This window comes from Rhizobium sp. Leaf453, assembly GCF_001425605.1.
Lineage (GTDB): Bacteria > Pseudomonadota > Alphaproteobacteria > Rhizobiales > Rhizobiaceae > Pararhizobium.
In genome coordinates, this window is the sequence record NZ_LMRG01000027.1 from 240,346 (window position 1) to 265,270 (window position 24,925).

The 24,925-nt window shown below is 62.2% G+C and carries 25 protein-coding genes; 17 read left to right on the plus strand and 8 right to left on the minus strand.

The annotated features are described in order from the left end of the window. Nucleotides 1–111: 111 nt before the first annotated feature. A complete protein-coding gene (locus ASG68_RS24385; protein ID WP_062586253.1) occupies nt 112–951 on the plus strand; it encodes a fumarylacetoacetate hydrolase family protein in 840 nt (279 codons plus the stop codon). 332 nt (nt 952–1,283) lie between these two features. On the opposite strand, the gene phnF is transcribed toward ASG68_RS24385, so the two are convergent. Continuing rightward, nucleotides 1,284–2,021, minus strand: a complete 738-nt coding sequence (phnF, locus tag ASG68_RS24390; protein ID WP_062586255.1) for a phosphonate metabolism transcriptional regulator PhnF — start codon at nt 2,019–2,021, stop codon at nt 1,284–1,286. A gap of 86 nt (nt 2,022–2,107) precedes the next feature. Between phnF and phnG the strand changes: the two genes are divergently transcribed. The 4 genes from phnG to fosX are packed head-to-tail and all read left to right on the plus strand — an operon-like array spanning nt 2,108 to nt 4,735. Beyond that, complete coding sequence (gene phnG, locus ASG68_RS24395; protein WP_062586257.1) at nt 2,108–2,575, plus strand: phosphonate C-P lyase system protein PhnG; 468 nt, start codon at nt 2,108–2,110, stop codon at nt 2,573–2,575. Continuing rightward, a complete protein-coding gene (phnH, locus tag ASG68_RS24400) occupies nt 2,575–3,204 on the plus strand; it encodes a phosphonate C-P lyase system protein PhnH (protein WP_062586258.1) in 630 nt (209 codons plus the stop codon). The genes phnG and phnH overlap by 1 nt, the downstream gene beginning before the upstream one ends. 2 nt (nt 3,205–3,206) lie before the next feature. Continuing rightward, on the plus strand, nt 3,207–4,319 hold the full coding sequence (locus ASG68_RS24405) for a carbon-phosphorus lyase complex subunit PhnI (RefSeq protein ID WP_062586259.1): 1,113 nt from the start codon (nt 3,207–3,209) through the stop codon (nt 4,317–4,319). Next, the gene (gene fosX, locus ASG68_RS24410; RefSeq protein WP_062586260.1) at nt 4,316–4,735 is read left to right on the plus strand and encodes a FosX/FosE/FosI family fosfomycin resistance hydrolase; all 420 of its coding nucleotides are present in this window, start codon (nt 4,316–4,318) and stop codon (nt 4,733–4,735) included. The genes ASG68_RS24405 and fosX overlap by 4 nt, the downstream gene beginning before the upstream one ends. A gap of 23 nt (nt 4,736–4,758) precedes the next feature. Here fosX and ASG68_RS24415 read toward each other — a convergent pair whose 3' ends face one another. Then, nucleotides 4,759–4,989, minus strand: a complete 231-nt coding sequence (locus ASG68_RS24415) for a hypothetical protein (protein WP_062586261.1) — start codon at nt 4,987–4,989, stop codon at nt 4,759–4,761. A 45-nt stretch (nt 4,990–5,034) separates the two neighbouring features. Between ASG68_RS24415 and ASG68_RS24420 the strand changes: the two genes are divergently transcribed. The 11 genes from ASG68_RS24420 to phnN all read left to right on the plus strand — a co-directional run bounded on the left by ASG68_RS24420 (nt 5,035) and on the right by phnN (nt 15,383). Next, nucleotides 5,035–5,913, plus strand: a complete 879-nt coding sequence (locus ASG68_RS24420; protein WP_062586264.1) for an alpha-D-ribose 1-methylphosphonate 5-phosphate C-P-lyase PhnJ — start codon at nt 5,035–5,037, stop codon at nt 5,911–5,913. 241 nt (nt 5,914–6,154) lie between these two features. Next, nucleotides 6,155–6,931: a phosphonate C-P lyase system protein PhnK gene (gene phnK, locus ASG68_RS24425; protein WP_062586266.1), complete on the plus strand. Its 777-nt coding sequence runs from the start codon at nt 6,155–6,157 to the stop codon at nt 6,929–6,931. 2 nt (nt 6,932–6,933) lie between these two features. Next, a complete protein-coding gene (gene phnL / locus ASG68_RS24430; protein ID WP_062586268.1) occupies nt 6,934–7,641 on the plus strand; it encodes a phosphonate C-P lyase system protein PhnL in 708 nt (235 codons plus the stop codon). Next, complete coding sequence (locus tag ASG68_RS24435; protein ID WP_062586270.1) at nt 7,638–8,255, plus strand: DapH/DapD/GlmU-related protein; 618 nt, start codon at nt 7,638–7,640, stop codon at nt 8,253–8,255. The genes phnL and ASG68_RS24435 overlap by 4 nt, the downstream gene beginning before the upstream one ends. 143 nt (nt 8,256–8,398) lie before the next feature. Then, the gene (phnC, locus tag ASG68_RS24440) at nt 8,399–9,235 is read left to right on the plus strand and encodes a phosphonate ABC transporter ATP-binding protein (protein WP_062586273.1); all 837 of its coding nucleotides are present in this window, start codon (nt 8,399–8,401) and stop codon (nt 9,233–9,235) included. Nucleotides 9,236–9,322: 87 nt separating this feature from the next. Continuing rightward, entirely contained in the window at nt 9,323–10,228 is a 906-nt protein-coding gene (gene phnD / locus ASG68_RS24445; protein ID WP_062586274.1) for a phosphonate ABC transporter substrate-binding protein, read from the plus strand. Between the two features lie 107 nt (nt 10,229–10,335). Next, the gene (gene phnE, locus ASG68_RS24450) at nt 10,336–11,298 is read left to right on the plus strand and encodes a phosphonate ABC transporter, permease protein PhnE (protein ID WP_062601728.1); all 963 of its coding nucleotides are present in this window, start codon (nt 10,336–10,338) and stop codon (nt 11,296–11,298) included. A 10-nt stretch (nt 11,299–11,308) separates the two neighbouring features. Continuing rightward, on the plus strand, nt 11,309–12,820 hold the full coding sequence (gene phnE, locus ASG68_RS24455) for a phosphonate ABC transporter, permease protein PhnE (RefSeq protein WP_062586279.1): 1,512 nt from the start codon (nt 11,309–11,311) through the stop codon (nt 12,818–12,820). Between the two features lie 118 nt (nt 12,821–12,938). Beyond that, nucleotides 12,939–13,646 carry a DUF1045 domain-containing protein gene (locus tag ASG68_RS24460; RefSeq protein ID WP_062586282.1) on the plus strand — a complete coding sequence of 236 codons (708 nt, stop codon included), beginning with the start codon at nt 12,939–12,941 and terminating at the stop codon, nt 13,644–13,646. Nucleotide 13,647: 1 nt separating this feature from the next. Then, nucleotides 13,648–14,787, plus strand: a complete 1,140-nt coding sequence (locus ASG68_RS24465) for an alpha-D-ribose 1-methylphosphonate 5-triphosphate diphosphatase (protein ID WP_062586285.1) — start codon at nt 13,648–13,650, stop codon at nt 14,785–14,787. After that, complete coding sequence (gene phnN, locus ASG68_RS24470; protein WP_062586287.1) at nt 14,787–15,383, plus strand: phosphonate metabolism protein/1,5-bisphosphokinase (PRPP-forming) PhnN; 597 nt, start codon at nt 14,787–14,789, stop codon at nt 15,381–15,383. Before ASG68_RS24465 ends, phnN begins: the two co-directional genes overlap by 1 nt. Before the next feature lie 13 nt (nt 15,384–15,396). On the opposite strand, the gene ASG68_RS24475 is transcribed toward phnN, so the two are convergent. From ASG68_RS24475 to ASG68_RS24500, 6 genes are all read right to left on the minus strand, one after another. Next, nucleotides 15,397–16,386, minus strand: a complete 990-nt coding sequence (locus ASG68_RS24475) for a lysophospholipid acyltransferase family protein (protein WP_062586289.1) — start codon at nt 16,384–16,386, stop codon at nt 15,397–15,399. A gap of 4 nt (nt 16,387–16,390) precedes the next feature. Further along, nucleotides 16,391–17,809, minus strand: a complete 1,419-nt coding sequence (locus ASG68_RS24480; protein ID WP_062586291.1) for a cytochrome P450 — start codon at nt 17,807–17,809, stop codon at nt 16,391–16,393. A gap of 155 nt (nt 17,810–17,964) precedes the next feature. After that, nucleotides 17,965–19,197 (minus strand): pyridoxal phosphate-dependent aminotransferase, encoded by a 1,233-nt coding sequence (locus ASG68_RS24485; protein ID WP_062586292.1) that lies wholly within the window; start codon nt 19,195–19,197, stop codon nt 17,965–17,967. 18 nt (nt 19,198–19,215) lie between these two features. Further along, nucleotides 19,216–20,748 carry an aldehyde dehydrogenase family protein gene (locus tag ASG68_RS24490; protein ID WP_062586294.1) on the minus strand — a complete coding sequence of 511 codons (1,533 nt, stop codon included), beginning with the start codon at nt 20,746–20,748 and terminating at the stop codon, nt 19,216–19,218. Nucleotides 20,749–20,780: 32 nt separating this feature from the next. Next, entirely contained in the window at nt 20,781–22,202 is a 1,422-nt protein-coding gene (locus tag ASG68_RS24495) for an FAD-binding oxidoreductase (protein ID WP_062586297.1), read from the minus strand. An 11-nt stretch (nt 22,203–22,213) separates the two neighbouring features. After that, nucleotides 22,214–23,614 carry a VOC family protein gene (locus ASG68_RS24500; RefSeq protein ID WP_082477871.1) on the minus strand — a complete coding sequence of 467 codons (1,401 nt, stop codon included), beginning with the start codon at nt 23,612–23,614 and terminating at the stop codon, nt 22,214–22,216. A gap of 114 nt (nt 23,615–23,728) precedes the next feature. Here ASG68_RS24500 and ASG68_RS24505 point away from each other — a divergent pair, with 114 nt between their 5' ends. Next, nucleotides 23,729–24,622, plus strand: coding sequence for a LysR family transcriptional regulator (locus tag ASG68_RS24505; protein WP_062586298.1), 894 nt, complete (start codon nt 23,729–23,731; stop codon nt 24,620–24,622). The last annotated feature ends 303 nt before the right edge of the window (nt 24,623–24,925 follow it).

Consider the following 24,925-nt stretch of genomic DNA (forward strand, 5'->3'; position numbering starts at 1 on the left):
ATGCAAGATTTATCCACCTGTGAATATGATTTGACCGGTAAAGCGCTTTACAATGCCGCCTGCCTTTGATTTGTCAGTGCGCATCATCATTGCGTTTGAGGGAAGAGAAACATGAAACTTCTGCGGTATGGGCCGATCGGCTCGGAAAAGCCGGGCGTTCTCGGCTCGGATGGCCAGATCCGGGATCTGAGCGGCGTGATCGCCGATGTCGGCGGTGCGGCGATCAGCGACATAGGCTGGGCGGATGGTCTCGATATCGACGGCCTGCCGGTTGTCGGAGGTTCACCGCGCCTTGGCGCATGTGTTGCCGGAACCGGCAAGTTCATCTGCATCGGCCTCAACTATGCCGACCACGCCGCCGAAACCGGCGCGACCGTTCCGCCGGAACCCGTCATCTTCATGAAGGCGACTTCGGCCATCGTCGGCCCGAACGACGACGTGCTGATCCCGCGCGGTTCGGAAGCCACCGACTGGGAAGTCGAACTCGGCGTCGTCATCGGCAAGAAGGCCAAGTATGTGTCGCAAGCCGATGCGCTCGATCATGTCGCAGGCTACTGCGTCATCAACGACGTCTCCGAGCGCGATTTCCAGACGAAGCGCGCCGGCCAGTGGACCAAGGGCAAGTCCTGCGACACGTTTGGCCCGACCGGCCCCTGGCTGGTGACGAAGGATGAAGTCGCCGATCCGCAGAACCTGAAGATGTGGCTGACGGTCAATGGCGTCAGCAAGCAGAACGGCTCGTCGAAGACGATGGTCTACGGTGTCGCGCATGTCGTCAGCTATCTCAGCCAGTTCATGACGCTGCATCCCGGTGATGTCATCTCGACCGGCACGCCGCCCGGCGTCGGCATGGGCTTCAACCCGCCGCAATATCTAAAGGCCGGCGATGTCGTCGAACTCGGCATCGAGGGCCTCGGCACGCAGAAGCAGACTTTCATCGCCGACGTCTGATCGTTGAAGCGATCTCGATGCGAGGGCGCGTGCTTCGGCATCGCGCCCTTCAGACTGCTGACAAACTCACAAGCCGATTGTTTGAGAATGCGGCAACCCCACTATCCCTCATCCTCGCCCTCGTGGCGGGGATCCAGTGACCCGACGTCTGTCGGGTCAAAAGACTCTTTCAGGCCAAGGACTTGGGCTGACTGGATTCCTGTGACGAGCACAGGAATGACTGAGAGGATGGTGGCTTCAGACGTCCCAAATAACGTCCGAAATCGCGGAAAGATGACTTTGTCAGCACACTGAAGGGCGCGTGCTTCGGCATCGCGCCCTTTTTGTTGCGCTTAGGTCTCGATCTTCAGCTTGACGCGATCGGCGGCAAAGCGGGTGCGGGCAAATTGCACCGGAACGCCGTCCGGATCGGCATTGATCGCCGTCGCCTCGATAACGATGGCGCCGGGCGACAGCCTGAGTAATGACAGCTCGTTGGCATCGGCATGCCGGGCGACGAGTTCCGTCGATACGCGCACATAGTCGGCGAGCCCCTCGGCCGCGAAGGCCTTGGTGATCGAGCCCAGTTGCGCAAAATGCTGGGCCATGCCCGGAAACCGCGCCTGCGGAAAATAGCTGGTGGAGCAGGAGACCGGCCGTCCATCGGCACTGCTGAGCGCTTCCACCTCTATGCATGGCATGCCGGGGGGAATGCCCAGCCCGGTCGCGATTTCCCCGGTCGCGGGCACGACGGCATGCGCCAGCAATCTCGCTTCGAGGTCGCGTGTCTGGTCGCTCAGACCCTGTGAAAAGCGGGTGCGGCGGGAGATTGGAAAGCTCAGGCGTTCCTTGCGCCGGACCATGGTGCCGCGCCCCTGGATGGCTTGGACAAGACCTTCCTCGGCCAAGGCCGCCAGCGCGCTCCTCACCGTATGGCGGTTGACGCCGAACTGGCCTGCCAGCATCATCTCGGGCGGAACCATGCCGGTCTTGTCGTATTCGCCATTGCTGATCGCAAGCCGGATCAGGTCGGCAATCTGCCGCCAGAGGGCAACCCCGGTCTGCCGCTCGACGGCTTTTTTCGAATTCATGTCACAGGCCCGTCATGTTCAAGTTCTAGAAGTGGGTTATCAGATGTATGGTTGTCTATATTAATAGACATTTCGGACGGAAAGCAATGGACGCGATCAGAGAAAAACGAGACGCCTCTGCGGATCAGCGCAAACGGACCATGGGCCTTCTGGCGCGTGCCACTGCTGCCGAGCTGCAGGCCGGTTGGCAGGCCGTCGAGCCGAAGCCGGAGGTGCATCCCGTGCGTGGTCCCGAAACGGGGCTGATCATGGTACGCGGCCGCGTCGGCGGTGGCGGCGATGCCTTCAATCTGGGCGAAGCGACCGTCAGCCGTGCCGCGGTGCGCCTGGCTTCGGGTGAAGTCGGCCATGGGCAGTTGCTTGGCAACGATCGGGAAAAGGCACGCCTTGCCGCCATCTTCGATGCACTCCAGCAGCGGCCGGAGCATCGGCAGACCGTCCTGCGGATGGTCGAGGCCATCGAGGGGCGGATCGAAGTCGAAGATCGCCTGCAGGCCGAACAAACGGCGGCGACGCGGGTCGATTTCTTCACCATGGTGCGGGGAGACAATTGATGGCTATCCAAAGCGAGCAACAGCGTGCCGCGACCGGCATCTATGCCGGCGCTTTCGCCGATCCGGTGTTCCAGTCCCAATCCGTATTCAAGGCGCTGATGGACGCCATGGCCCGGCCGGGCACGATCCTGTCGCTCGGTGCGGCCGCGGCTCCTCCGGCTCCGCTCGGCGCGGGTGCGGGTGCGATCGCGCTGACGCTCTGCGACGATGGAACACCTGTCTGGCTGAGCGCGGCGCTTGCTGCATCGACCGTTCCCGCCTGGCTGTCCTTCCATACCGGCGCGCCGTTGACGGATGTCCGGCCGGAAGCGCGATTCGTCTTCGTCGAGGCAGGTGGGTTGGTGCCCGGCTTCGACCAGTTCGCACTCGGCACCCAGGAATATCCGGATCGCTCGGCGACACTGGTCCTGGAAATCGCCGCGCTGCAGGGTGGTCTGGCCTTTACTGCGACAGGCCCCGGCATTCGTGACGAGGTCACCATCGCCCCGGTCGGCCTGCCCGACATCTTCCTGACGCTGTGGGATGAAAACCGGGCGATTTTCCCGCGCGGCGTCGATCTGATCCTCGTGGCGGGCACCGATATCGTGTGCCTGCCGCGCACCACCAAACTTCGCCGTCGGGAGGTCTGACCATGTATGTTGCCGTCAAGGGAGGCGAAGCCGCCATCGCCAATGCGCACCAGCTTCTCGCCGACCGCCGCCGTGGCGACCGGTCGCTGCCGGCGATTTCGATCGACCAGATCGTCGCCCAGCTCGGACTTGCGGTCGATCGCGTCATGGCCGAGGCCTCGCTCTACGATCGCGAACTGGCCGCGCTGGCCGTGCGGCAGGCGCGTGGCGACATGATCGAGGCGATCTTCATCCTGCGTGCCTATCGCACGACACTGCCGCGCTTCGGCATGTCCGTGCCGGTCGATACCGCCGCCATGAAGATCGAACGCCGCGTCTCGGCGACCTACAAGGATCTGCCGGGCGGCCAGTTGCTTGGGCCTACGTTCGACTATACCCATCGCCTGCTCGACCCGTCGCTGCTAACGGATGAGCCCGTCGCCGAACCGCTGCGCCGTCCGGTCGACGAGGGCTCGATGATGCGCGTCTCCGACATCCTGTCGGGCGAAGGACTGATCGAGGGCGATGGCCAGATGCCGCAGGACCACGTGCCGGGCGATCTGACGCGCGAGCCGCTTGAATTTCCGCTGAACCGCGACCTGCGCCTGCAGGCTTTGGCGCGGGGCGACGAGGGTTTCCTGCTGGCGCTCGCCTATTCGACACAGCGCGGCTATGCCCGCACCCATCCCTTTGTTGGCGAGGTCCGTATCGGCACGGTCGAGGTCGAGATGGATATTCCCGAACTCGGCTTTGCCGTCTCGCTCGGCCGTATCCAGGTGACCGAATGCCAGATGGTCAACCAGTTCCAGGGCTCGACCAAGACGCCGCCGCAGTTCACACGGGGTTACGGCCTCGTCTTCGGCCAGAGCGAGCGCAAGGCCATGGCCATGTCGCTGGTCGATCGCGCCCTGCGGGCGAAGGAATTCGGCGAGGATATCGTCGCGCCGGCGCAGGATGAGGAATTCGTGATTTCCCATTCCGACAACGTCCAGGCGACCGGCTTCGTCGAGCATCTGAAGCTGCCGCACTATGTCGACTTTCAGGCGGAACTCGATCTCGTGCGCCGCATGCGCGCCGAATATGAGACTCGCGCTGAGGCGGAGAAGACGGGCACGATGCGGGAGGCGGCGGAATGATCGAGGACATCTCCCACATGACCTTCGTCGTCCGCGATCTCGACCGGATGAGCGAAATTCTCGAAACCGTCTTCGGCGCCAGGGAAGTCTATGACAGCGGTGACAAGCCGTTTTCACATGCGCCGGAAAAATTCTTCATGATCGGCGACCTCTGGATCGCCATCATGGAAGGGGAAAGCCTGAACCAGCGCACCTACAACCACGTCGCCTTCAAGATCCGCGACGAGGATATCGACATCTACCTGGAGCGCATTGTCTCCCTTGGTCTCGATGTCATGCCGCCACGGCCGCGCATCGAGGGCGAGGGTAGGTCGATCTATTTCCACGACGCCGACAATCATCTGTTCGAGCTGCATTCCGGTACGCTGGACGAGCGGCTGGAAGCCTATGCGCGAATGCACGAGGCGGCAGAATGATGATTTCGTCACAGTGGGGCGGATCAATCGCTGCCGCCACCTCCGTCACCCCCGCCGCCGCAATCGCCACCACTGGAATCACTGCCGCAATGGCCCCCGACGTCGAAGATCACACCGGTTTCACCGCCGCCAGATGCAGCGGAACGGGCATTGCGCCTCTTGCCGGCATTATGGCCGGCGACTGCCAGCGTCAGCATAACAGGCGCCAGGATCATCAACATCACGACGCCAAAGCTGATGGTACCGGGCTCCATATCGCCTCTCCCATGTCCGTCTTCCGGTTCACAAGGTAATCGATCATGGCCGATCTTGCCACATACAACTTCGCCTATCTCGACGAACAGACCAAGCGGATGATCCGCCGCGCCATCCTGAAAGCCATTTCGATACCCGGCTATCAGGTTCCTTTCGCCTCGCGTGAAATGCCGATGCCCTATGGCTGGGGCACCGGCGGCGTGCAGGTAACGGCGGCGATCCTCGGCCCGAATGACGTGCTGAAGGTCATCGACCAGGGTGCCGATGATACGACCAATGCCGTGTCCATCCGCGCCTTCTTCCAGAAGGTCGCCAATGTGGCGGTGACGACGAAGACGCGCGAGGCGACGATCATCCAGACCCGCCACCGCATTCCCGAGGAAACGCTGAGCGCCGGACAGACGCTGGTCTACCAGGTGCCGATCCCCGAGCCGCTGCGATTCCTCGAGCCGCGCGAGACCGAGACCCGCAAGATGCATGCGCTGGAGGAATACGGCCTTATGCATGTGAAGCTTTACGAGGATATCGCCCGCAACGGTCATATCGCCACGACCTATGCCTATCCAGTCAAGGTCGAGGGCCGCTACGTGATGGACCCGTCGCCGACTCCGAAATTCGACAATCCGAAAATGCACCGCTCGGAAGCGCTGCAGCTGTTCGGTGCCGGCCGCGAAAAGCGCATCTATGCCGTTCCGCCCTACACCGACGTCGTCAGCCTCGATTTCGAGGATCACCCGTTCGAAATCCAGCATTTCGACAAGCCCTGCGCGCTTTGCGGTGCGGAGCACGTCTATCTCGACGAGGTGGTTCTGGATGACAAGGGCGGTCGCATGTTCGTCTGCTCCGATACCGACCATTGCGAGGACCGCCGCGAGCATGGCCATGCCGGCGAAATGCTGGCCCGGCAGGAGGCGGCGGAGTGAGCTTGGTAGATCAATCGGCATTGCGGCTGGCGCAGTTCTCCTCTTCTCCCCAGCGGGGAGAAGGTGGCGCGAAGCGCCGGATGAGGGGGGCCGAAGGCCACCTTCCTCTGGCTCCGGCTTCGCCTACGCCCACCTCATCGCCTCGCATCCGCTCGGCACTTCTCCCCGCTGGGGAGAAGAGGGAGTGTGCCGCAACCATCCGCCCAGAACAGCACCTCCCGCTCAGCATGGGATATCCATCATGACCGACACCCCCCTTCTCAAAGTCAACGATGTCTCGAAATTCTATGGCAGCCGCATCGGTTGCCGGAATGTCTCGTTCGAGCTCTGGCCCGGTGAAGTCCTGGCGATCGTCGGAGAATCCGGGTCGGGCAAGACGACGCTCCTGTCCTGCCTGTCCACGCGGCTCATGCCGAGTTCCGGGATCGTCGAGTATCATATGCGCGATGGCCAGTACCGGGATCTCGCCCGCATGGGCGAGGCCGAGCGGCGGTTCCTGATGAGGACGGACTGGGGCTTCGTCCACCAGAATCCGGCGGACGGATTGCGCATGACGGTCTCGGCCGGTGCCAATGTCGGCGAGCGGCTGATGGCGGTCGGCGACCGGCATTACGGTAATATTCGCGCCACCGCAGCCGACTGGTTGGCCCGTGTCGAGATCGATGAAGACCGGATCGACGACCAGCCGCGCGCCTTTTCCGGCGGCATGCGCCAGCGTCTGCAGATCGCCCGCAATCTGGTGACCTCGCCGCGTCTGGTCTTCATGGACGAGCCGACCGGCGGCCTCGATGTTTCGGTCCAGGCGCGACTTCTCGATCTGGTGCGCGGTCTCGTGCACGACCTCGGGCTGTCGGCCATTATCGTCACCCACGACCTCGCCGTCGCGCGTCTCCTGTCGCACCGGATGATGGTGATGAAGGACGGTCTGGTGATCGAGCAGGGCCTGACCGACCGGGTGCTCGACGATCCCCGCGAGCCCTATACCCAGCTTCTCGTGTCCTCGATTTTGCAGGTGTGATTATGCCGACGCCACTCGTCGTTTCCGAAGTCTTCAAGAGCTTCACCATGCATCTGCGCGATGGCATCACTTTGCCGGTCGTTTCCGGCGTCTCTTTCTCCGTAAAGAAGGGCGAATGCGTCGTGCTCGGTGGCCCGTCCGGCGTCGGCAAAAGCTCGATCCTGAAGATGCTCTACGGCAATTACGCCGTCGACAGCGGCCAGATCCTGATCGAGCATCAGGGGCACCTCGTCGATCTCGCCCATGCGGCGCCGCGCGCGGTGATGGAGGTGCGGCGCGATACATTGGGTTATGTCAGCCAGTTCCTGCGTGCCGTACCGCGCGTCTCGGCCCTCGATGTCGTCGCCGAACCGCTTCTGGCGCGCGGCGTGGCGCAGGCTGAGGCCCGCGAAAGAGCGTCCGATCTTCTGGCGAAGCTCAATCTGCCGCGCGAACTCTGGCAGCTGCCGCCGGCCACTTTTTCCGGCGGAGAGCAGCAGCGCGTCAACATTGCCCGCGGCTTCATCACCGATCACGCCATTCTTCTGCTCGATGAACCCACCGCTTCACTCGACGCAGTGAACCGCCGTGTCGTGGTCGGCATGATCGCCGCCAAGAAGGCCGAAGGCGTCGCCCTGCTCGGCATCTTCCACGACGAGGAAGTGCGCGACGCCGTGGCCGACCGCATTCTCGACGTCTCCGCATTTTCGCCGCGAAAGGCTGCCGCATGAGCCAGAAACTGACGGAAGAACCGACGATCCACCCGACCGCGACCGTCAATCAGTCGGTGCTTGGCCGTTACACGGAAATCGGCGATCGCTGCCGCCTCGATGAGGTCGAGTTCGGTGATTATTCCTATATCGAGCGTGACGGCTCGATCTGGTGCGCGACGGTCGGCAAATTCGCCAACTTTGCCGCTTCGGTTCGAATCAACGCGACCAACCATCCGACCTGGCGCGCGACATTGCATCACTTCACCTACCGAGCCTCCAATTACTGGCCGGATGCGGACATGGAGCAGGACTTCTTCGCCTGGCGTCGCAAAAATCGCGTCTTCATTGGGCATGATGTCTGGATCGGTCACGGTGCGACGGTCTTGCCGGGGGTCACCGTCGGCAATGGCGCGGTGATCGGGGCGGGTGCCGTCGTCTCGAAGGATGTCGCGCCCTACACGATCGTCGGCGGCGTCCCCGCCAGGCTGATCCGCGAGCGTTTCGGCGCCGATATTGTTGCGCGTTTTGAAAAGCTCGCCTGGTGGGACTGGGATCACGCCAAGCTGCGCGATGCGCTCGACGACTTCCGAATGCTCGATGCGGACGCCTTCCTCGTGCGTCACAATGCCTGATGAAATGCCACTGCAATCCCCGCGCCAGCGGGGATTGTGGACTGTAACAAAAACGACACCAATCTGACATTCCCCCTTCATCAAGCAGCTTTAAGGCATGTCTCGTACCGATGACCGGTGCGGCTGCCAGAGGACGACTGCCCATGTTTCAGCTGAAGAATGTAACGCGTCAGTTCGGCAAGAAGATTGCCGTCGATTCCGTTACCTTCGACATCCCGCAGGGCCAGATGGTCGGCATTATCGGTCGTTCCGGCGCCGGCAAATCGACGCTGCTGCGGATGATAAACCGCCTCAACGACGTCTCGTCAGGCTCCATTCATTTCGGCGATCTCGAAGTCTCGTCACTGCGCGGCGCGCCCCTGCGCAGCTGGCAGCGCGATTGCGCCATGATCTTCCAGCAATTCAACCTGGTGCCGCGCCTCGACGTGCTGACCAACGTCCTGCTCGGACGTCTCAATCATCGCTCCACGGTTCTCAGCATCCTCAACATGTTCACCCGCGAAGAGCGGATCATGGCAATCGGCGCGCTGGAGCGGCTCGGTATCGAGCAGACGGCGCTGCAGCCGGCCGGCACGCTTTCGGGCGGCCAGCAGCAGCGCGTTGCGATCGCGCGGGCCTTGATGCAGCAGCCGAAGATGCTGCTCGCCGATGAGCCGATCGCCTCGCTCGACCCGCTGAACGCCAAGATCGTCATGGATGCGCTGCGCGACATCAACGAGCGCGATGGCATTACCGTCGTCACCAACCTGCATACGCTGGATACGGCGCGCAATTACTGCGAGCGCATCATCGGCATGGCGCATGGCCGTGTCGTTTTCGACGGTCAGCCGCAGGACCTGACGGCCGCCGCCGTCGCGGAAATCTATGGTTCGGGCGCCGATCTCGACGAGTCGATGACCTCCACCAGCATCAATATTCCTGCCGCGCAGGACAATACGAAATCCGCCGGCCTTCAGCCGCTGGCACTGGCCGGCCTTTAAAAGGCGTCCGGGATCGAGAGCCCGCGTCAAGGGCAGATGTTTTAACCGAATGTGAGCCGGCTAAATCCGGATAACAGGAGAAGACCCATGTTGAAGAAAGCACTTTTGGGCGCCGTTGCGCTCCTCGGCCTGATGGGCCAGGTTCAGGCCGAAGACCTCAAGGAATTCCGCGTCGGCATCATCGGCGGCGAGAACGAAGCCGACCGTCTGCGCAACTTCCAGTGCCTCGGCGATCACCTGAAGACCGCCCTGAACGTCGAGAAGGTTTCCTTCTTCCCGGCCGCAGACTATGACGGCGTCATCCAGGGCCTGCTCGGCGGCACGCTCGATTTTGCCGAACTCGGCGCTTCCGGCTATGCCAAGATCTATCTCGCCAAGGCCGACGCCGTCGAGCCGATCCTGACGACCGAGCAGACCGACGGTTCGACCGGCTACTACTCGATCATGGTTGCCCGCAAGGACAAGGGCTTCACCAAGATCGAAGACCTGAAGGGCAAGAAACTCGGTTTCGCCGACCCGGACTCGACCTCGGGCTACCTGATCCCGAGCGTCACCCTGCCGGAAACGATCGGCATGCCGGTCAAGGAATTCTTCGCTGAAACCGGTTTCGGCGGCGGTCATGAAAACCTCGTTCTCGAAGTCCTGAAGGGCACGTTCGATGCCGGCACGACCTTCGGTTCGGGCATTGGCGAGTTCAAGGAAGGCTACACCTCCGGCAACCTGCGCAAGATGGTCGACAAGGGCATCCTCGACATGAACGACCTGGTCGAGCTGTGGCGCTCGCCGCTGATCCCGAACGGCCCGACGGTGGTCCGTTCCTCGCTCAGCGCTGACGTGAAGGCCAAGTTCAAGCAGTTCATGCTTGACCTGCCGAAGACCGACGCAGCCTGCTTCGCAGCTGTCGAAGGCGGCGACTACAAGGGCTTCGTCGAAGTCAACGCCGACTTCTACAAGCCGATCATCGACGCCCGCAAGGCAACGATTGGCGGCTGATGTCGTCTGAATCAAAAGCGCTGGCCGGCGATCCTGGCCAGCGTTTTCTCGTCTGAACGGGCCTCGGGACAGGATGTCCATCGAGGCCACCCCGTGCCGGAGCTTCCATGGCCATCTCAGCGCTTTCCCCGACCCTGAGCGACAATGGAGCAGTGGTCGAACGCCACTGGCAGGAGCTCAATCTCCGCCGCCGCACGTATACGTTTCTGGGCCTTGCGCTTCTTGCCGTGGCACTGTCCGGCTCGCTCTGGTTCGCCAATGCCACCAATGCCGGCAAGTTCTTCGACCGGCTTCCCTATTTCTTCGATTTCGTCGGTGACCTCGTGCCGCGCGACGGTGCGGAAATCGGGCGCGCATTGTTCGACCTGCCGTCACCCTACGACGATGGCAGCCTGAAATACAATTATCCCGAGGGCCGGGTCTATCTGACGGACACGATCTACGTGCCCGAATATTTCTACAAGATGTTGGAAACGCTGAATATTGCAATCTTCTCCACCATCTTCGGCATGTTCTTCGGCTTCATCCTTTGCTTTTTCGCGGCGCGCAACATGATGCCGAACCCCTGGGTGCGCGGCATCGCCAGGCGCTTCATGGAAATCCTGCGCGCCTTTCCGGAAGTTGTGATCGCCGGCTTCTTTTTGGCCATCCTCTCGCTTGGGCCGATCCCGGCCATGATTGCGGTATCGATCCACACGGTCGGCGCGCTCGGCAAGCTGTTCTTCGAGGTTGTCGAGAACGCCGATATGCGACCGGATGAGGGCCTCAAGGCCGCCGGTGGCAACTGGATCGAGCGCGTCTGGTTCGGCATCGTGCCGCAGGTCCTGCCGAATTTCATGAGTTATTTCCTGCTGCGTCTCGAAATCAACGTGCGCGCTTCGACGATCATCGGTGCCGTCGGCGGCGGCGGTATCGGTGAGCCCTTGCGTCTGTCGATCAGTCAGGGCCATGAGGCAAAGACGCTCGCCATCATCATTCTCCTGTTCACGACGATCATCGCCGTCGATCAGTTTTCCGCATGGCTTCGCCGTCGCCTCGTCGGCGATCAAGCCTTCCAGCTCGCGCAGTAAGGGGCCGATCATGACCACAAGCACCCTGATGAGCGCCGCCGAGATGGAAGCCATCGCCGCTCGCCACCCTCAGCTCCTGAAGGGTTCCGCAAGCAAGCGCGTCCGTTCCGTGCTGATCATCGCCGGCATCGCGCTCTACATGATCTACAGCTGGTGGTTCTTCTCGATCGGACAGGTCCTCACCAACGCCAATTGGGGCATTGCCGGCAGCTATCTCGCCGATTGGGTCTCCTACGAGGTGCGTCCCGATATCAGGATTGCCAAGGACGGCGCGATGCAGGTCGTCTATCCGCGTTTCTCACCGCTCGGCCCCGATGCCAAGCCGGACTGGGTGACGATCGAGACCAAGATGATGGAGCGCTCTGTCGATGCGCCGGCCGCCGCGCAGCAACAGCCGCAGGCGAAGAAATCCGCCTTCAGCTTCATGGCGCCGAATGCCGCCGTTGCCGGTTCGGGCACCGAGGCCGCCGCCGCAACGGAGACCCGCACAGAGGAAGTCGTCAGCCGCGCGACCGTCCGCTTTGGCGGGGCGGCCAGCATCGAAGTTGTCGATGGCAAGGTGACAGCCGTTTATGACGGCCAGACATTCCTGATGCGGCTCGATCCGGCCAAGGGTGTGGAGCCTGAAGGTGCGCTGCCGGCATGGGCGACGCAGAAGCGGCCTGGCGAAAAGATTCAGCTTGCTTTCGGCATGACTGGCTGGGCCGAAGTCGATGTCGAGAAGGTCAGCATTCACAACCGCTTCCCAGGCTGGGCCAATTTCATCTTCGATACCAACTCGCCCTTCTTCAACAAGTCCTTCGGTGAGGTCATGAGCCTGATCACCACGGGCGACCGCATCGATCCTGCCCTGTCCAACCTGGCACTCGCCTGGGATAACATTCTCTACAATTCCGAATGGCAGCATCTCGATGTCTGGACGAAGCTCTTGCAGACCATCGTCATGGCCTTCGTCGGAACGCTGTTTGCTTCGGTCATCGCCTTCCCGCTCTGCTTTCTGGCAGCCCGCAACATCACCCGCAACGGCGTTCTTAACCAAGTGACGAAGCGGCTGTTCGATTTCCTGCGCTCCGTCGACATGCTGATCTGGGCGCTGTTCTTCACGCGCGCCTTCGGCCCCGGACCGCTCGCCGGCATGTCGGCGATTTTTTTCACCGATACCGGCACGCTCGGAAAGCTCTATGCCGAGGCGCTGGAGAATATCGACGACAAGCAGCGCGAAGGCGTCAAGTCGGTCGGCGCCGCGCCGCTCGCCGTACAGCGTTTCGGCGTGCTGCCGCAGGTCCTGCCGGTCTTTGCCAGCCAGGCGCTCTATTTCTGGGAATCCAACACCCGCTCGGCCACCATCATCGGCGCGGTCGGCGCCGGCGGTATCGGTTTGAAGCTGTGGGAAGCGATGCGGACGAATTCCGACTGGGAAAACGTCGCCTACATGGTTATCCTGATTCTCATCGTCGTGTTCATCTTCGACAGTGTTTCCAACGCCCTGCGTTCGCGTCTCATGGGCCAGAAAACACATTGAAAAATGGGGGCGGATCTCCGCCATTCATCACGATAATGTCATGAAAAGGGGGTAGCGACGGCGTCACATCGGCACCGTCCGATCATCGCTCCCGTGACATCTCTGCAGGGAATGACCAGTGCGCTACGCATTTTATATATCACCCGACCAGGACTCGCCGCTGACCGCCGCGGCAGAGCGCTGGCTGGGCGCAAACCCGTTCACGGGAGAGACCCGAGACCTTGAGCCGCAGGGTGACTTCAGCGCCGCGGAACTCACCGCGCTCACCGCCGATCCCCGCCGCTACGGATTTCATGGAACGCTGAAGGCGCCATTCGAACTTGCCCCTGGTGTCAGCGAATCAGAACTACTCGACGCGTTCGAAGCCTTCAGCGAGAGTTTTGTTGCGTTCCGCATTCCGGAGATGGTTCTTGGGCAGCTAGGCCCGTTCTTCGCGCTGGTACCCGCAACGACTTGTCCCGATCTGCAGGCATTTGCGGATGCCACTGTGCGGCATTTCTCGCGCTTCCGGGCACCTTTGTCCGAGGCCGATATTGCGCGCCGCAAGCCGGAAACGTTGAGCACGCAGATGCGCAGCAATCTGTTCGACTGGGGCTACCCCTATGTCTTCGAGAGCTTCCGCTTTCACATGACGCTGACCGGCCAGGTTCCTGTCGAGCGGCAGGCCGCGATGAAAGCCCTTCTGGAGCAGGAATTCGCGCCCTTCATCGGCCAGCCGATGGATGTCTCCACACTCGCCTTGTTTGTCGAGCCCGCGCGCGGCGCTCCCTTCACTGTCCACTCGCTTTTGCCGCTTGGCGGCACGTCCAAACGAAAGATCGCCTGACATGACCGCTGAAACCGTTCTTTCCAATGCCCGTATCGTGCTCGAGGACAGGGTCCTCCACGGTTCGGTGCAGATCCGCGACGGCAAGATTGCCGACATTTCGGAAGGCGCCACAGTCACCGGCGAGGATTTTGAAGGTGACTTCCTGATTCCGGGCCTGATCGAACTGCATACCGACCATCTTGAGGCCCATTATTCGCCCCGCCCCGGCGTGCGCTGGCTGAAGATGGCGGCGATCCAGGCGCATGATGCGCAGGTGGTCACCTCCGGCATCACCACTGTCTTCGACTGCCTGCGTATGGGCTCGGATGAGGATGGCGGCTTCGAGCAGGGCGAAATGCGTGAAATGGCGGATGCGCTGGCCTTGGCCTCCAAGGAAAATCGTCTGCGCGCTGACCACCGCATTCATCTGCGTTGCGAGGTCTCGACCGACAACGTTCTCGCCCATTTCGTCGAGTTCGAGGACGATCCGCTGGTCGGTCTCGTCTCGCTGATGGACCACGCGCCGGGCCAGCGCCAGTTCCAGACGATGGAGCAGTACACGCTTTACTACAAGACCAAGCGCGGGCTCTCCGATGAGGCCTTTGCCGCGTTCTGCGAGCGCCAGCAGGCGCTGTCGGCCAAATATGCCGGCCCGCACCGCACCGAGATCGCCAAGGCTTGCGCGGAGCGCGGCATCACCATTGCCAGCCATGACGACGCGACGCTTGCCCATGTCGAGGAATCCGTCGGTTTCGGTATCAAGCTTGCGGAATTCCCGACCAGCTTCGAGGCGGCCGAAGCCTCGCATGCGGCCGGTCTCAGCGTGCTCATGGGGGCTCCGAATATCGTTCGCGGCAAGTCGCATTCCGGCAACATCGCTGCCCGCGATCTCGCCAAGCGCGGCGTGCTCGACGTTCTGTCCTCCGACTACGTGCCGTTCAGTCTGATTCACGCTCCCTTCCTGCTGGCGGACGATGTGGAGGCCATCAGCCTGCCACAGGCGCTTGCCATGGTTACCGCGACGCCGGCCCGCACGGTCGGACTCGATGATCGCGGCCGGATCGCGGTTGGCCTGCGCGCCGATATCGTCCGCGTCCAGCGCGAGGAAGGCATTCCCGTCGTTCGCTCCGTCTGGCGCGAAGGCCGGCGGGTCGCCTGATGCTGGGTCGGACGACGGACCAGCCGGGCGCGATCGTCGTCGTCGTCGGCCCGAGCGGTGCCGGCAAGGATAGCGTCATCGGCTTCGTAGCGCGACATTTCGAGGGGCACGACGATATCGATTTCGTTCGCCGGGTCATCACCCGTCCATCGGATGCCGGAGGCGAGGATCACGAGAGCGTTTCGGGTGAGGATTTCGACACGCGTCTTGCCGCCGAAGATTTCGCCGTCGCCTGGCAGGCGCATGGATTGAAATACGGCATTCCACGACAGGCGCTGGATCGGGTCCGCGCCGGGCGCATCCTGATCGCCAATGGCAGCCGCGCGGCGCTAGGGCAGTTCCGGCAAGTGTTTCCGCGCGTCGCGGTGGTCAACATCACCGCTTCGCCGCAGGTTCTGGCAAGCCGGCTTGTCGCGCGTGGCCGCGAGAGCGAGCAGGATATCCTCAACCGCCTGCAGCGGCAGGTGCCGGACATCTTCGAGGAACCGGATGTGACCACGATCGACAATAGCGGTCCGCTCGACGTGGCGGGTATGCGGTTCGCGACCCTTGTCGCCGGATTGCAGGGCATGTCATCGGAAGCCGTTCAGGGCTGAACGTCATCGCGCATCACAGCGCGTTGTCGAGAAAGTACCACTGGTCGAGATTGGCGCGGACGATCGGCTCGATGATGGAATTGAGCAGGACGACATCGTCGACAATGCCGGCCGCAGGCTCCCGCTCCGGCAGGGTGACGGGTTGGAGGGCAAAGGCCTCGAACCGGGCGCCTTCCTTGCGCAGCACATAACAGGGGCAGATGGTGGCGCCGGTCAGTCGCGCCAGCCGCGCTACGACCGCGAGATTGCCCTCCAGATGCGGCTTGCGGCCGAAAAAGGGGCCGCGGATCTTTCCGGCAAACCCTTCGTCGCAGAACACCGAAATGACGCCGCCGTCCTTCAGGATGTTGATCGCAGGGCGTATGCCGTCCTTGCCGGGCGGCAGCAGGCCGTACCCCACCTTCAGCCGCACGCGTCGGGCAATCCAGGCCTGGGCGCGGCCGGCCGGTGGCGTGTAATTGGCGGAGGGTGCGAGGCCCAGCCAGACGAGCTTGGGCGCCAGCAGTTCCCAATTGCCGAGATGCAGGCAGGCAACAATCACCGGGCCACGCTTGTGGGCCTCGACGAAGTTTTCCATGCCATGCCAGGTGACGCGATCGGGCGATGCGGCCAGCCGCCGGACGATGGAGAACTCCGTCATGATGCGGCCCTGGTTGCGCCAGCTTCGCTTGAGGATGTCTTCCCGCTGTTCTTCTGTTGCATCCGGCAGAAGGTGCCTGAGGTTGTTGCGGGCCTTCTTGACGCCCTTGCCGTACCAGCGCGGAATGGCGAAGGTGCCGAGCCAGGCGCCGGCGGCCGAACACCATTCGGACGGCATGGCCTTCAGGCCGAAATGGACGGTGAGATCGAACAGGTTCTCGAGATTGCCGCTGACATGATAGCGGAACGCCTTCTGCCGCCGGTCGCGGCCGGCGAACAGATCGGTCAGCGGTGGCGCGGCTGGCGGGCTGTAGACCCATGCCTGCCTCTTGATTGCCGCCGTCTGCTTCGGGCGCTCCGTCATCGGCTCACGCCCTGTCACGCCGATGCAGTGTCACCGGCAATCCGCCGCGCGGCCGGAGCGTCAGGCGGCATTGCGGCTCGACCTTGGCGCCTTCCGCGACCCTGACCCGGAAGCGCTGGGCCAGGATGGCGAGGCAGAGGATCGCCTCGTTGAGACCGAACTGAAGTCCCGGGCAGACACGGGGACCGCTGGCAAAAGGTATATAGCTGTAGGGGATGGCCTTGCCACCGTTCATGAAGCGCTCCGGCTTGAACAGGTGGGCGTCCTGAAAGAACGCTTCCGTCCGGTGCAGGAGCCAGGGCACGATCAGGATAAGGGAGGCCGGCTTCACGTCGATATCGCCAATCCGGTCGGTTTCCTTTGCCTGGCGTGCCAGGATCGGCACCGGCGGATAGAGCCGCAGAGTTTCCTCGATTACCGCGCGGCACCATTCGAGTTGGGGAATGTCGTCAAGGGTCGGCACACGGTTGCCGCAGACACGGTCGATCTCTTCGTGGATGGCCGCCTCAACCCATTGGGCGCGCGAGAGGAGATACCATGTCCATGTCAGCGTGGCCGCCGTCGTCTCATGGCCGGCCATGAAGATGGTCGCGGCCTCGTTGCGCAGCGCCACGACGTCGAGCTTCAGCTCCGGGTTTCGCTGCTGGCGGCGAACCAGGAGCTCGACCATGGAATTGTCATCGCCGCGCCCGGCGAGATGATCCTCGACCACCGTGTCGATAATGCCGTGGATGCGTGACACAGAACGGCGCAGCTTTGGTGTGCGCAGAACCGGCAGGCCCTCGTCGAAACCGAGGAAGTAGCCGATGTTGATGGAATCGATCAGCGACTGATAACTCTCGAAACCCTCGGTGACAGCCTGTGCGCCCTCTTCGCCGATATCGTTGCCGAAAACGCTGCGCGCAATGATCTCCGCCGTCAACCCGGCCATTTCGTAGAGTGCATTGACCGTGGCGCCTTCCGGCATGGCGCTCCAGCGCTCCGCCAGTTCCGTAGCGGTGTTTTCCATGATCTTGCCGAACATCGGCAGACGGTTCTTGTGAACGATGTCGTTGACCAGCGGGCGGCGCTGCTTCCAAGTCTCGCCATCGGAAATGAAGAGGCCGTCACCCAGCAGGAATTCCAGTGCACGCCGCATCTGCGGCGTCTTGCGCTCGAAATTCTCGTGGCGTTTGGCCACCACGTAGCGGATCGCATCCGGAGAATTGACGATGACGAGTTGCCGCCCCAGGAGCTTCATCGACGTGACGCGGTCGGTATAATCTTTCTTGCGCCACACAGACAGGAAGTCATGGCGGGCCTGAAGCATCAGTTGCAGCGACGCGCCCGGTTTTCCCTTGTAGAAATCGGCATGCGCTGGCTCGAAGCTTTGTTTCCTCAGCTTCTCAACGATCTGTGTGGACTGCCGCAGATTGAAAAACATGCTTCATTTCCGTCAGGCGAGGCGCAACGCGCGGCAGGCCGTGTGTCGGGCTATCGGATAGCAGTAAAATCCGGCGGTGCAAAACGCTTTCGACATGAAAAACCCCGCCGTTGAAACGGCGGGGTCGCATAAATGCACCAGCAATACGTGTATGATCAGCGCAAGTCGGCGCAGGCTGTGGTGATCCGCTGCAGCGCGTCGCGCAGTTCGGTTTCCGAGGTCGCATAGGAGATGCGGAAGAACGGCGACAGGCCGAAAGCCGAACCGGGGACGACGGCAACATTGGCATCGTCGAGCAGATAGGCGCAGAAGTCGCTGTCGGTCTCGATGCGCTTGCCGCCGGGTGTCGTCTTGCCGAGAATGCCGGCACAGCCGGAGAAGGTGTAGAACGCACCTTCCGGCACGCGGCAATCCAGACCTTCAATGGCGTTGAGGGCGGAGACCACTAGGTCACGGCGACGCTGGAAGCTGGCGGTGCGCTCCTTCAGGAACTCCTGAGGACCGTTCAGCGCTGCGACGGAGGCCGCCTGGCTGACCGAGGACGGGCAGGATGTCGACTGGCTCTGCACCACCGCCATGGCCTTGATCAGGTCACGCGGGCCACCGGCATAGCCGATGCGCCAGCCGGTCATGGCATAGGCTTTCGACACACCGTTCACGGTGAGCGTCCGGTTCTTCAGCGCCGGCTCCAGGGCTGCCGGGGTGACGAATTTGAAGTCGGCGTAGACAATGTGCTCGTACATGTCGTCGACCAGCAGCCAGACATGCGGATACCGGAGAAGTACGTCGAGCAGCGGGCGATAGTCTTCTGCGCTGTAGGCGGCGCCCGAGGGGTTGGACGGCGAATTCAGCATGACCCAGCGGGTTTTCGGCGTGATCGCCGCTTCCAGCTGTTTGGCCTTCAGTCGGAAACCGGCGGAAGCATCGCATTCGATCAGCACCGGCTTGCCCTCGGCGATCTCAACGATATCCGAATAGGAGGTCCAGTAGGGCGTCGGAATGATCACTTCATCGCCGCGGTTCAGCGTCGCCATCAGCGCGTTGAAGAGGATCTGCTTGGCGCCGGTCGCAACCGTGATCTCGTCCAGCGCATAGGAAACGCCGTTTTCGCGGGAAAACTTGGCCTGGATCGCGGCCTTGAGTTCCGGCGTGCCGTCGAGAGCGGTGTATTTGGTCTGGCCCTTCTGGATGGCTTCCCATGCGGCCTGCTTGATATGGTCCGGTGTGTCGAAATCCGGCTCGCCGGCGCCGAGAATGATCACCGGCTTGCCCTCGCGCTTCATAGCTTGAGCCTTGGCGCCGATTTTCAGGATCTGCGAGACGCCGATCGTGGAAATCCGCGAGGCGGGCACAAAGCCCGCCTCCTCGATCTTGGTGCTGATAGTCATGACCGGTGCCTTTCGATCTTATTCGATGTCAAACGAGACGCCCTGTGCCAGCGGCAGGGCCTTCGAATAGTTGATCGTGTTGGTGGCACGGCGCATGTAGGCCTTCCAGGCGTCGGAACCGGATTCGCGGCCGCCGCCGGTTTCCTTCTCGCCGCCGAACGCGCCGCCGATTTCAGCGCCTGACGTGCCGATGTTGACGTTGGCGATGCCGCAGTCCGAACCATCCGGCGAGAGGAAGCGCTCGGCTTCCTGCAGGTCGAGCGTGAAGATCGAGGACGACAGGCCGGCGCCAACCGCATTGTGATCGGCAACGGCGGCGTCGAAGTCCGAATACTTCATGACATAGAGGATCGGGGCGAAGGTTTCTTCGGTCACCGGGCCGTCCTGCTTCGGCATTTCGACGAGTGCGGGCTTCACATAGTAGCTGTTGGCGTGGCCGAGATCGACGCGATCGCCACCGGTGATCGAGCCGCCATGTGCCTTGGCTTCCGACAATGCCTTCTGCATCGCGTCGAAGGCGAGCTTGTCGACCAGCGGGCCGACCAGTGCAGTGGATTCCAGCGGGTTTCCGACCGAAACGCTCTGATAGGCCTTCTTCAGACGCGGAACCAGCTGATCGTAGACACTGTCATGGACGAACAGGCGGCGCAGCGTCGTGCAGCGCTGGCCGGCGGTGCCCATAGCACCAAACGCAATTGCGCGCAGTGCCATGTCGAGATCGGCCGACGGGCAGACGATGCCGCCATTGTTGCCGCCGAGTTCGAGGATGGCGCGGGCAAAGCGCTTGGCAAGGCGCGGACCGACATCGCGGCCCATCCGGGTCGAGCCGGTCGCCGATACGAGTGGAACCTTCGGATGGTCGACCATGACTTCACCGATGGTGCGGTCGCCGATCAGAACGGCGGTCAGGCCTTCCGGCGCATCGCCGAAGCGGGCGAGCGCCTTTTCAAGGATAGCCTGCGATGCAAGCGCGGTGAGCGGGGTCTTTTCGGACGGCTTCCAGACGACGGCGTTGCCGCAGACGAGCGCCAGCGCGGTGTTCCAGGACCACACGGCAACCGGGAAGTTGAAGGCGGAGATGACGCCGATGACGCCGAGCGGATGCCAGGTTTCCATCATGCGGTGGCCGGGGCGCTCGGTGGCGATGGTGAGGCCGTAAAGCTGGCGGGAGAGGCCGACCGCGAAATCGCAGATGTCGATCATTTCCTGCACTTCGCCGAGGCCTTCCGACGGGATCTTGCCGGCTTCGATCGAGACGAGGCGGCCGAGGTCGGCCTTGTGGGCGCGCAGTTCCTCGCCGAGCAGGCGGATCAGTTCGCCGCGCTTCGGCGCCGGAACCAGACGCCAGGCGCGGAACGCCGCATCGGCCTTTTCGATCTTCGCGGCAGCTTCAGCAGCCGAAACCGTTTTCAGGCTGGCGATCTGTTCGCCGGTGACCGGCGAAAACGATGCCATGTCGCCGCCCGTGTAAAGGTCCTTGGAAACGCCGAGCTTTTCCAAGAGGGCAGCGGTTTCCTGAACGACATTCACCGTCTTCGTTGCAATGTTCATCTGAGCAAACTCCCGTTTCTTGTCTGAAAGGACTATCCGAAGCGCACCGTGCCGAGGGCTCCCGGCGAGGTGATAGCTTTGAGGCCCTGGGCCAAGTCCTTGATCTTCTGTTGCGTATAGAGGTCGTAATAGGCCTGGTTCTTGCGGCCGATGGCATGTTCGGCACTGAAACTGCCGTTGAAATCCTGAACCGCGATGGCGAATACCCAGTCGCGCAGGCGCTGTTCGAAAGCCTTGTCCGATGCCGAGGCGCTGTCCTTCGGCACCACCAGATTGAAATGCACGCCGCCATCGCCGATATGGCCGAAATCGCAGATCGTCACGTCCGGAAAGACTTCCGGCATTTCAGCCTTCATCCGGTCGCAGAAGGCCATGATATCACCTCTGCGGAAGGAAAGATCAAACGCGATCAGTTTTCCCGAATGCTTGACACCTTCCGACAGCGCATGCCGCAAGGCCCACATTTCATGAGCCGGACCGACAAAGGCGTCGGCGAGCGGCGCGTCCTCGGTTTCCCAGATTTCGGCAAGCACTGTTTCCAGAACGGCGTCCAGCGACTGTTCGCCCTCGCGCGGCGCCCAGGTGCGGGAGATTTCGGCGAGGATCACATAGTCAGGCACATTGCCGCCTTGGAAAGGGTTCTTCAGCGACGGGACATGATCGAGCGCGGCGACAATCGAATTTCTGGAAATGCCCTCGAAAGCGGAAAGATAGGCGCCGAGGCGGTCTTCCATGGCCCTTAGCAGCGGCATGACATGGGCGCCGCTCGACGGCACCAGATAGGCGGTCGCCACCTGCTTCGGCAGGGCCTCAAGGTTCAGCACACATTCGGTGATGATGCCGAAGGCGCCGGAGGTGCCGATGAAGGCATGCTTCCAGTCGATGCCGGTATTGTTCTTGCGAAGCTCCGACGTCAGGTCGAGCACGGTGCCGGCCTCGTCGGCCAGAACCACCTTGATGCCCAGCGTGTTGCGGCGCACGTCACCATATTTCAGGAAGCGCGAGCCGCCGGTATTGGTGGCCAGCATGCCGCCGAGACGCGGATCGGCGCCGAGATCGATTGGAAAGAACAGTCCGTGTTTTTCGAGTCTCTGGTTCACGTCCGAAAGCCGGAAGCCGGCATCGACGGTGAGCGACCGGTTGTCGAGATCGAGTTCGAAGCGCTGCGTCATCCGGTCGAGGCTCAGCACCGCCTGCGTCGCCGTCGCATCCGGCGTCGAGCCAGAGACGAGGCCGGTATTGCCGGACTGCGGGATGAGCGCGATTCCGTTCCGTACGCACCAGGCAACGGCGGCCGAGACTTCTTCCGTCGTCTGGGGGCGCAGCACGATCGCGGCGCGGCCTTCGTCATAGCGCGCACCGGTCTGATAGGTAGCCATGTCCGCGTCCCCGGCGACAAGACCCTTGTCTCCGAGAATGGCTCTCAGCGCTGCAATCTGACTCTGGTCGATCATTGCCTTAAGCTTTACTCCGCCGCTTCAGCGGATGAAAGCATCTGCCTGACATCGGCGATCGAAGCCTGCTCGATACCGGCATAGTGATCGAACTCGTTGAGTACCGTCGCGTCGAGGTCGATCTCGAAGCGCTGCTGGTTGGGGCTTGCCACGAAGTCCTGTGCGGCATTGTCGCCGAGATTGGACTGGAAGATGCCGGCGGCGCTGACGGGCAGGAAATCCTCGTAGACGATCGGATCGAACTGGACGAGGCCGTCGGCGATCAGGCTGTTGAGGCTGGCCGAGGCATTAGCCTTTGCCTTGCGGCCCTTGGTGGTCAGCGAATAGGCGAAATAGCCGAGACCTTCGGCGCGGATGCCGGCCCACGTGTCGGGGAATGGCTTGAAGGCGTCGGACAGCGCCTGTTCATATTCCGCCGCATTCGAGCCGTCAGCGGCCGGGCGAACGATCTTGCGCGATGCGTTCAGAAGATCGTCATAGAGCGCGCGGCCCTTCGGGGTCAGCGCGATGCCGCGCTGTTCGATCTCGCCGAAGCGGGCGGTGTGCGAGCCTTCCTGCCAGCTGCCGTCTTCCGCCTGGAAGGAGACGGGCTCTTCCAAGGCCTTGAACGAGGTCTGGCGCAGCAGGATGGCACATTTGCGCGTCGGCGGGCCTTCGATGGTTGCCTTCGGGGCAATGCCGTAGTCCGGCATGCGGGCCTGCACGGCGTCGATATCAAGCGTGCGCGGCGTCAGGTGGTTGATGTGTGGCCCCTTGAACGAGACGACGTCGGCGATCAGCCGGTGCGCGTCGTGCAGGCGATGATACATGTCTGGGCTGACATTGGCCTTGTCATGCCAGCGGAAGGTTTCCAGCGCCTCGGCGACGAAACGCTCGGCATCGGCCTTGTCGAGGCCGCCCTGCTTTTCGGCCTTTTCGGTCAACGCGACCGCGCCCTCGGTGAAGATCCGGCGCTGAGACAGAATTTTCTCCGCTTCATCGCGCAGGGTCTCGTCGGCGATCAGGTCGAGACGCAGCAGCGAAGTGAAGACGCGGAACGGGTTCTTCTTCAGGGCGGCATCGCCGACCGGGCGGAAGGCTGTCGAATGAACAGGGACGCCGGCGGTTGACAGGTCGTAATAGCCGACTGGGAACATGCCCATGACGGCGAAGACCCGGCGCATCATCGACAGTTCGGTCGGTGTGCCGAGCCGGATTGCGCCGTGACGCTCCTCGGAAATGCGCTCCAGCGTATCGGTGTCTTCCAGGCGGGCCTGCAGGTCGGGATCGGCAGCCAGCGTCTCGGCATTCACCTTGCCGACCAGTTCCATCAGCGTTCCGTAGGCCGGCACTTCGGTCCGGTACATGGCCGACATCGCTGCCGAGAAGGCAATCCGGATATCGTCGGTGGAAACGAAACTATTCTCTTTCACGGCAGCGTGCCTCGCAGTATGGAATGGATGGGTCGATCATTCTTATTTCGTATCATATAGGGGTCGAATGGGGATTGATTGCGACCGTTGTGACTATGATCATGCGAGGCGGGAATGAAGTTGAGCAGAAGACTGATCCCGGACGTCACCACGCTGCAGGCGTTCGAATGCGCCGCGCGCCATGGCAGTTTCACCCAGGCGGCGGCCGAACTGAACCTGACACAGAGTGCGGTCTCCCGACAGATCAAGGATCTTGAAGGCCAGATCGGTGTGCTCCTGTTCGAGCGGGTCCGCCAAAGGGTCATCCTATCCGATGCAGGGCAGAAATTCCTGCCCGAGGTGCGCCGCCTGCTTACCCAGTCAGAGGAGCTGATGGTCCGGGCCATGGCTTCTGCCCGGTCGGAATCGACCCTGTCGATCGCCTCCCTGCCGACCTTCGGCAGCCGGTGGCTGACGCCGCGCCTTCCGGATTTCCTGAAGGATCATCCGGGCACGGTCATTAATATCGCCTCGCGTTCACAGCCCTTCGATTTCGAGGAGCAGAATTTCGATCTTGCCATCCATTACGGCCAGCCGGTCTGGGCGCATGCGACCTGCAGCTATCTCTGCAGCGAGATTATCGTGCCGGTGGCGAGCCCCGAGCTTCTGGCCCTCAATCCGATGACGGAACCGGGCGAGCTCGAACACAAGCCGCTGCTGCATCTCGCCACCCGTCCGAAAATGTGGGCACAGTGGTTCGAGAGCAATGGTGGCGAGATGAAGTCGGCCTATCGCGGCAACCGCTTCGACCAGTTTTCCATGGTGATCGAGGCGGCCGTCGTCGGTCTCGGTTTTGCGCTCCTGCCGCGCTATCTGATCGAGCAGGAGCTGTCGAGCGACCAGTTACGCGTCGTCTTCGACCGGCCGATGCAGACGGAAAACAGCTATTATCTCGTCGTGCCGGAAGGCAAACTTGAAAACCCTGTGAGCCAGGCATTCCAGGCCTGGATCGTCAAGCAGGTCGGCTGAGCTTGTCGCCGGAAAAGCTGGCTACCATCATCGGTGGAACTTTTTGCGCCGCCACGCGTTTTCGGCCGGATGAGCAGCATAAAAGAAGCAGTTTTGAACATTCTCCCCACGCCTGCCGTGGAGAGATCGGTTCCACCCGGTCTTTCTTTCGCGCAACGCGTGCGATTTCGCGTCCATGGCAGATCGCGCTCCTTGCAAGCTGTTGGCTCTACGGCTAAAAAATGCCTATTTCCTGCATCACGCAGCCCTGACACCGAAGCGACTGCCGCCTTCATTCTTTCCACCGCCCGTTCGGGCAATGCC

Bases quoted from the DNA above. Each gene is read 5' to 3' on its own strand.
- ASG68_RS24385 (WP_062586253.1), top strand. From the start codon at position 112: ATGAAACTTCTGCGGTATGGGCCGATCGGCTCGGAAAAGCCGGGCGTT.
- phnN (WP_062586287.1), top strand. From the start codon at position 14,787: ATGCTGGGTCGGACGACGGACCAGCCGGGCGCGATCGTCGTCGTCGTC.
- phnF (WP_062586255.1), bottom strand. From the start codon at position 2,021: ATGAATTCGAAAAAAGCCGTCGAGCGGCAGACCGGGGTTGCCCTCTGG.
- phnL (WP_062586268.1), top strand. From the start codon at position 6,934: ATGCCGACGCCACTCGTCGTTTCCGAAGTCTTCAAGAGCTTCACCATG.
- phnH (WP_062586258.1), top strand. From the start codon at position 2,575: ATGGCTATCCAAAGCGAGCAACAGCGTGCCGCGACCGGCATCTATGCC.
- ASG68_RS24435 (WP_062586270.1), top strand. From the start codon at position 7,638: ATGAGCCAGAAACTGACGGAAGAACCGACGATCCACCCGACCGCGACC.
- ASG68_RS24490 (WP_062586294.1), bottom strand. From the start codon at position 20,748: ATGAACATTGCAACGAAGACGGTGAATGTCGTTCAGGAAACCGCTGCC.
- fosX (WP_062586260.1), top strand. From the start codon at position 4,316: ATGATCGAGGACATCTCCCACATGACCTTCGTCGTCCGCGATCTCGAC.
- ASG68_RS24465 (WP_062586285.1), top strand. From the start codon at position 13,648: ATGACCGCTGAAACCGTTCTTTCCAATGCCCGTATCGTGCTCGAGGAC.
- phnG (WP_062586257.1), top strand. From the start codon at position 2,108: ATGGACGCGATCAGAGAAAAACGAGACGCCTCTGCGGATCAGCGCAAA.
- ASG68_RS24505 (WP_062586298.1), top strand. From the start codon at position 23,729: ATGAAGTTGAGCAGAAGACTGATCCCGGACGTCACCACGCTGCAGGCG.
- ASG68_RS24420 (WP_062586264.1), top strand. From the start codon at position 5,035: ATGGCCGATCTTGCCACATACAACTTCGCCTATCTCGACGAACAGACC.
- ASG68_RS24485 (WP_062586292.1), bottom strand. From the start codon at position 19,197: ATGACTATCAGCACCAAGATCGAGGAGGCGGGCTTTGTGCCCGCCTCG.
- phnE (WP_062601728.1), top strand. From the start codon at position 10,336: ATGGCCATCTCAGCGCTTTCCCCGACCCTGAGCGACAATGGAGCAGTG.
- phnE (WP_062586279.1), top strand. From the start codon at position 11,309: ATGACCACAAGCACCCTGATGAGCGCCGCCGAGATGGAAGCCATCGCC.
- phnK (WP_062586266.1), top strand. From the start codon at position 6,155: ATGACCGACACCCCCCTTCTCAAAGTCAACGATGTCTCGAAATTCTAT.
- phnC (WP_062586273.1), top strand. From the start codon at position 8,399: ATGTTTCAGCTGAAGAATGTAACGCGTCAGTTCGGCAAGAAGATTGCC.
- phnD (WP_062586274.1), top strand. From the start codon at position 9,323: ATGTTGAAGAAAGCACTTTTGGGCGCCGTTGCGCTCCTCGGCCTGATG.
- ASG68_RS24405 (WP_062586259.1), top strand. From the start codon at position 3,207: ATGTATGTTGCCGTCAAGGGAGGCGAAGCCGCCATCGCCAATGCGCAC.
- ASG68_RS24475 (WP_062586289.1), bottom strand. From the start codon at position 16,386: ATGACGGAGCGCCCGAAGCAGACGGCGGCAATCAAGAGGCAGGCATGG.
- ASG68_RS24415 (WP_062586261.1), bottom strand. From the start codon at position 4,989: ATGGAGCCCGGTACCATCAGCTTTGGCGTCGTGATGTTGATGATCCTG.
- ASG68_RS24495 (WP_062586297.1), bottom strand. From the start codon at position 22,202: ATGATCGACCAGAGTCAGATTGCAGCGCTGAGAGCCATTCTCGGAGAC.
- ASG68_RS24480 (WP_062586291.1), bottom strand. From the start codon at position 17,809: ATGTTTTTCAATCTGCGGCAGTCCACACAGATCGTTGAGAAGCTGAGG.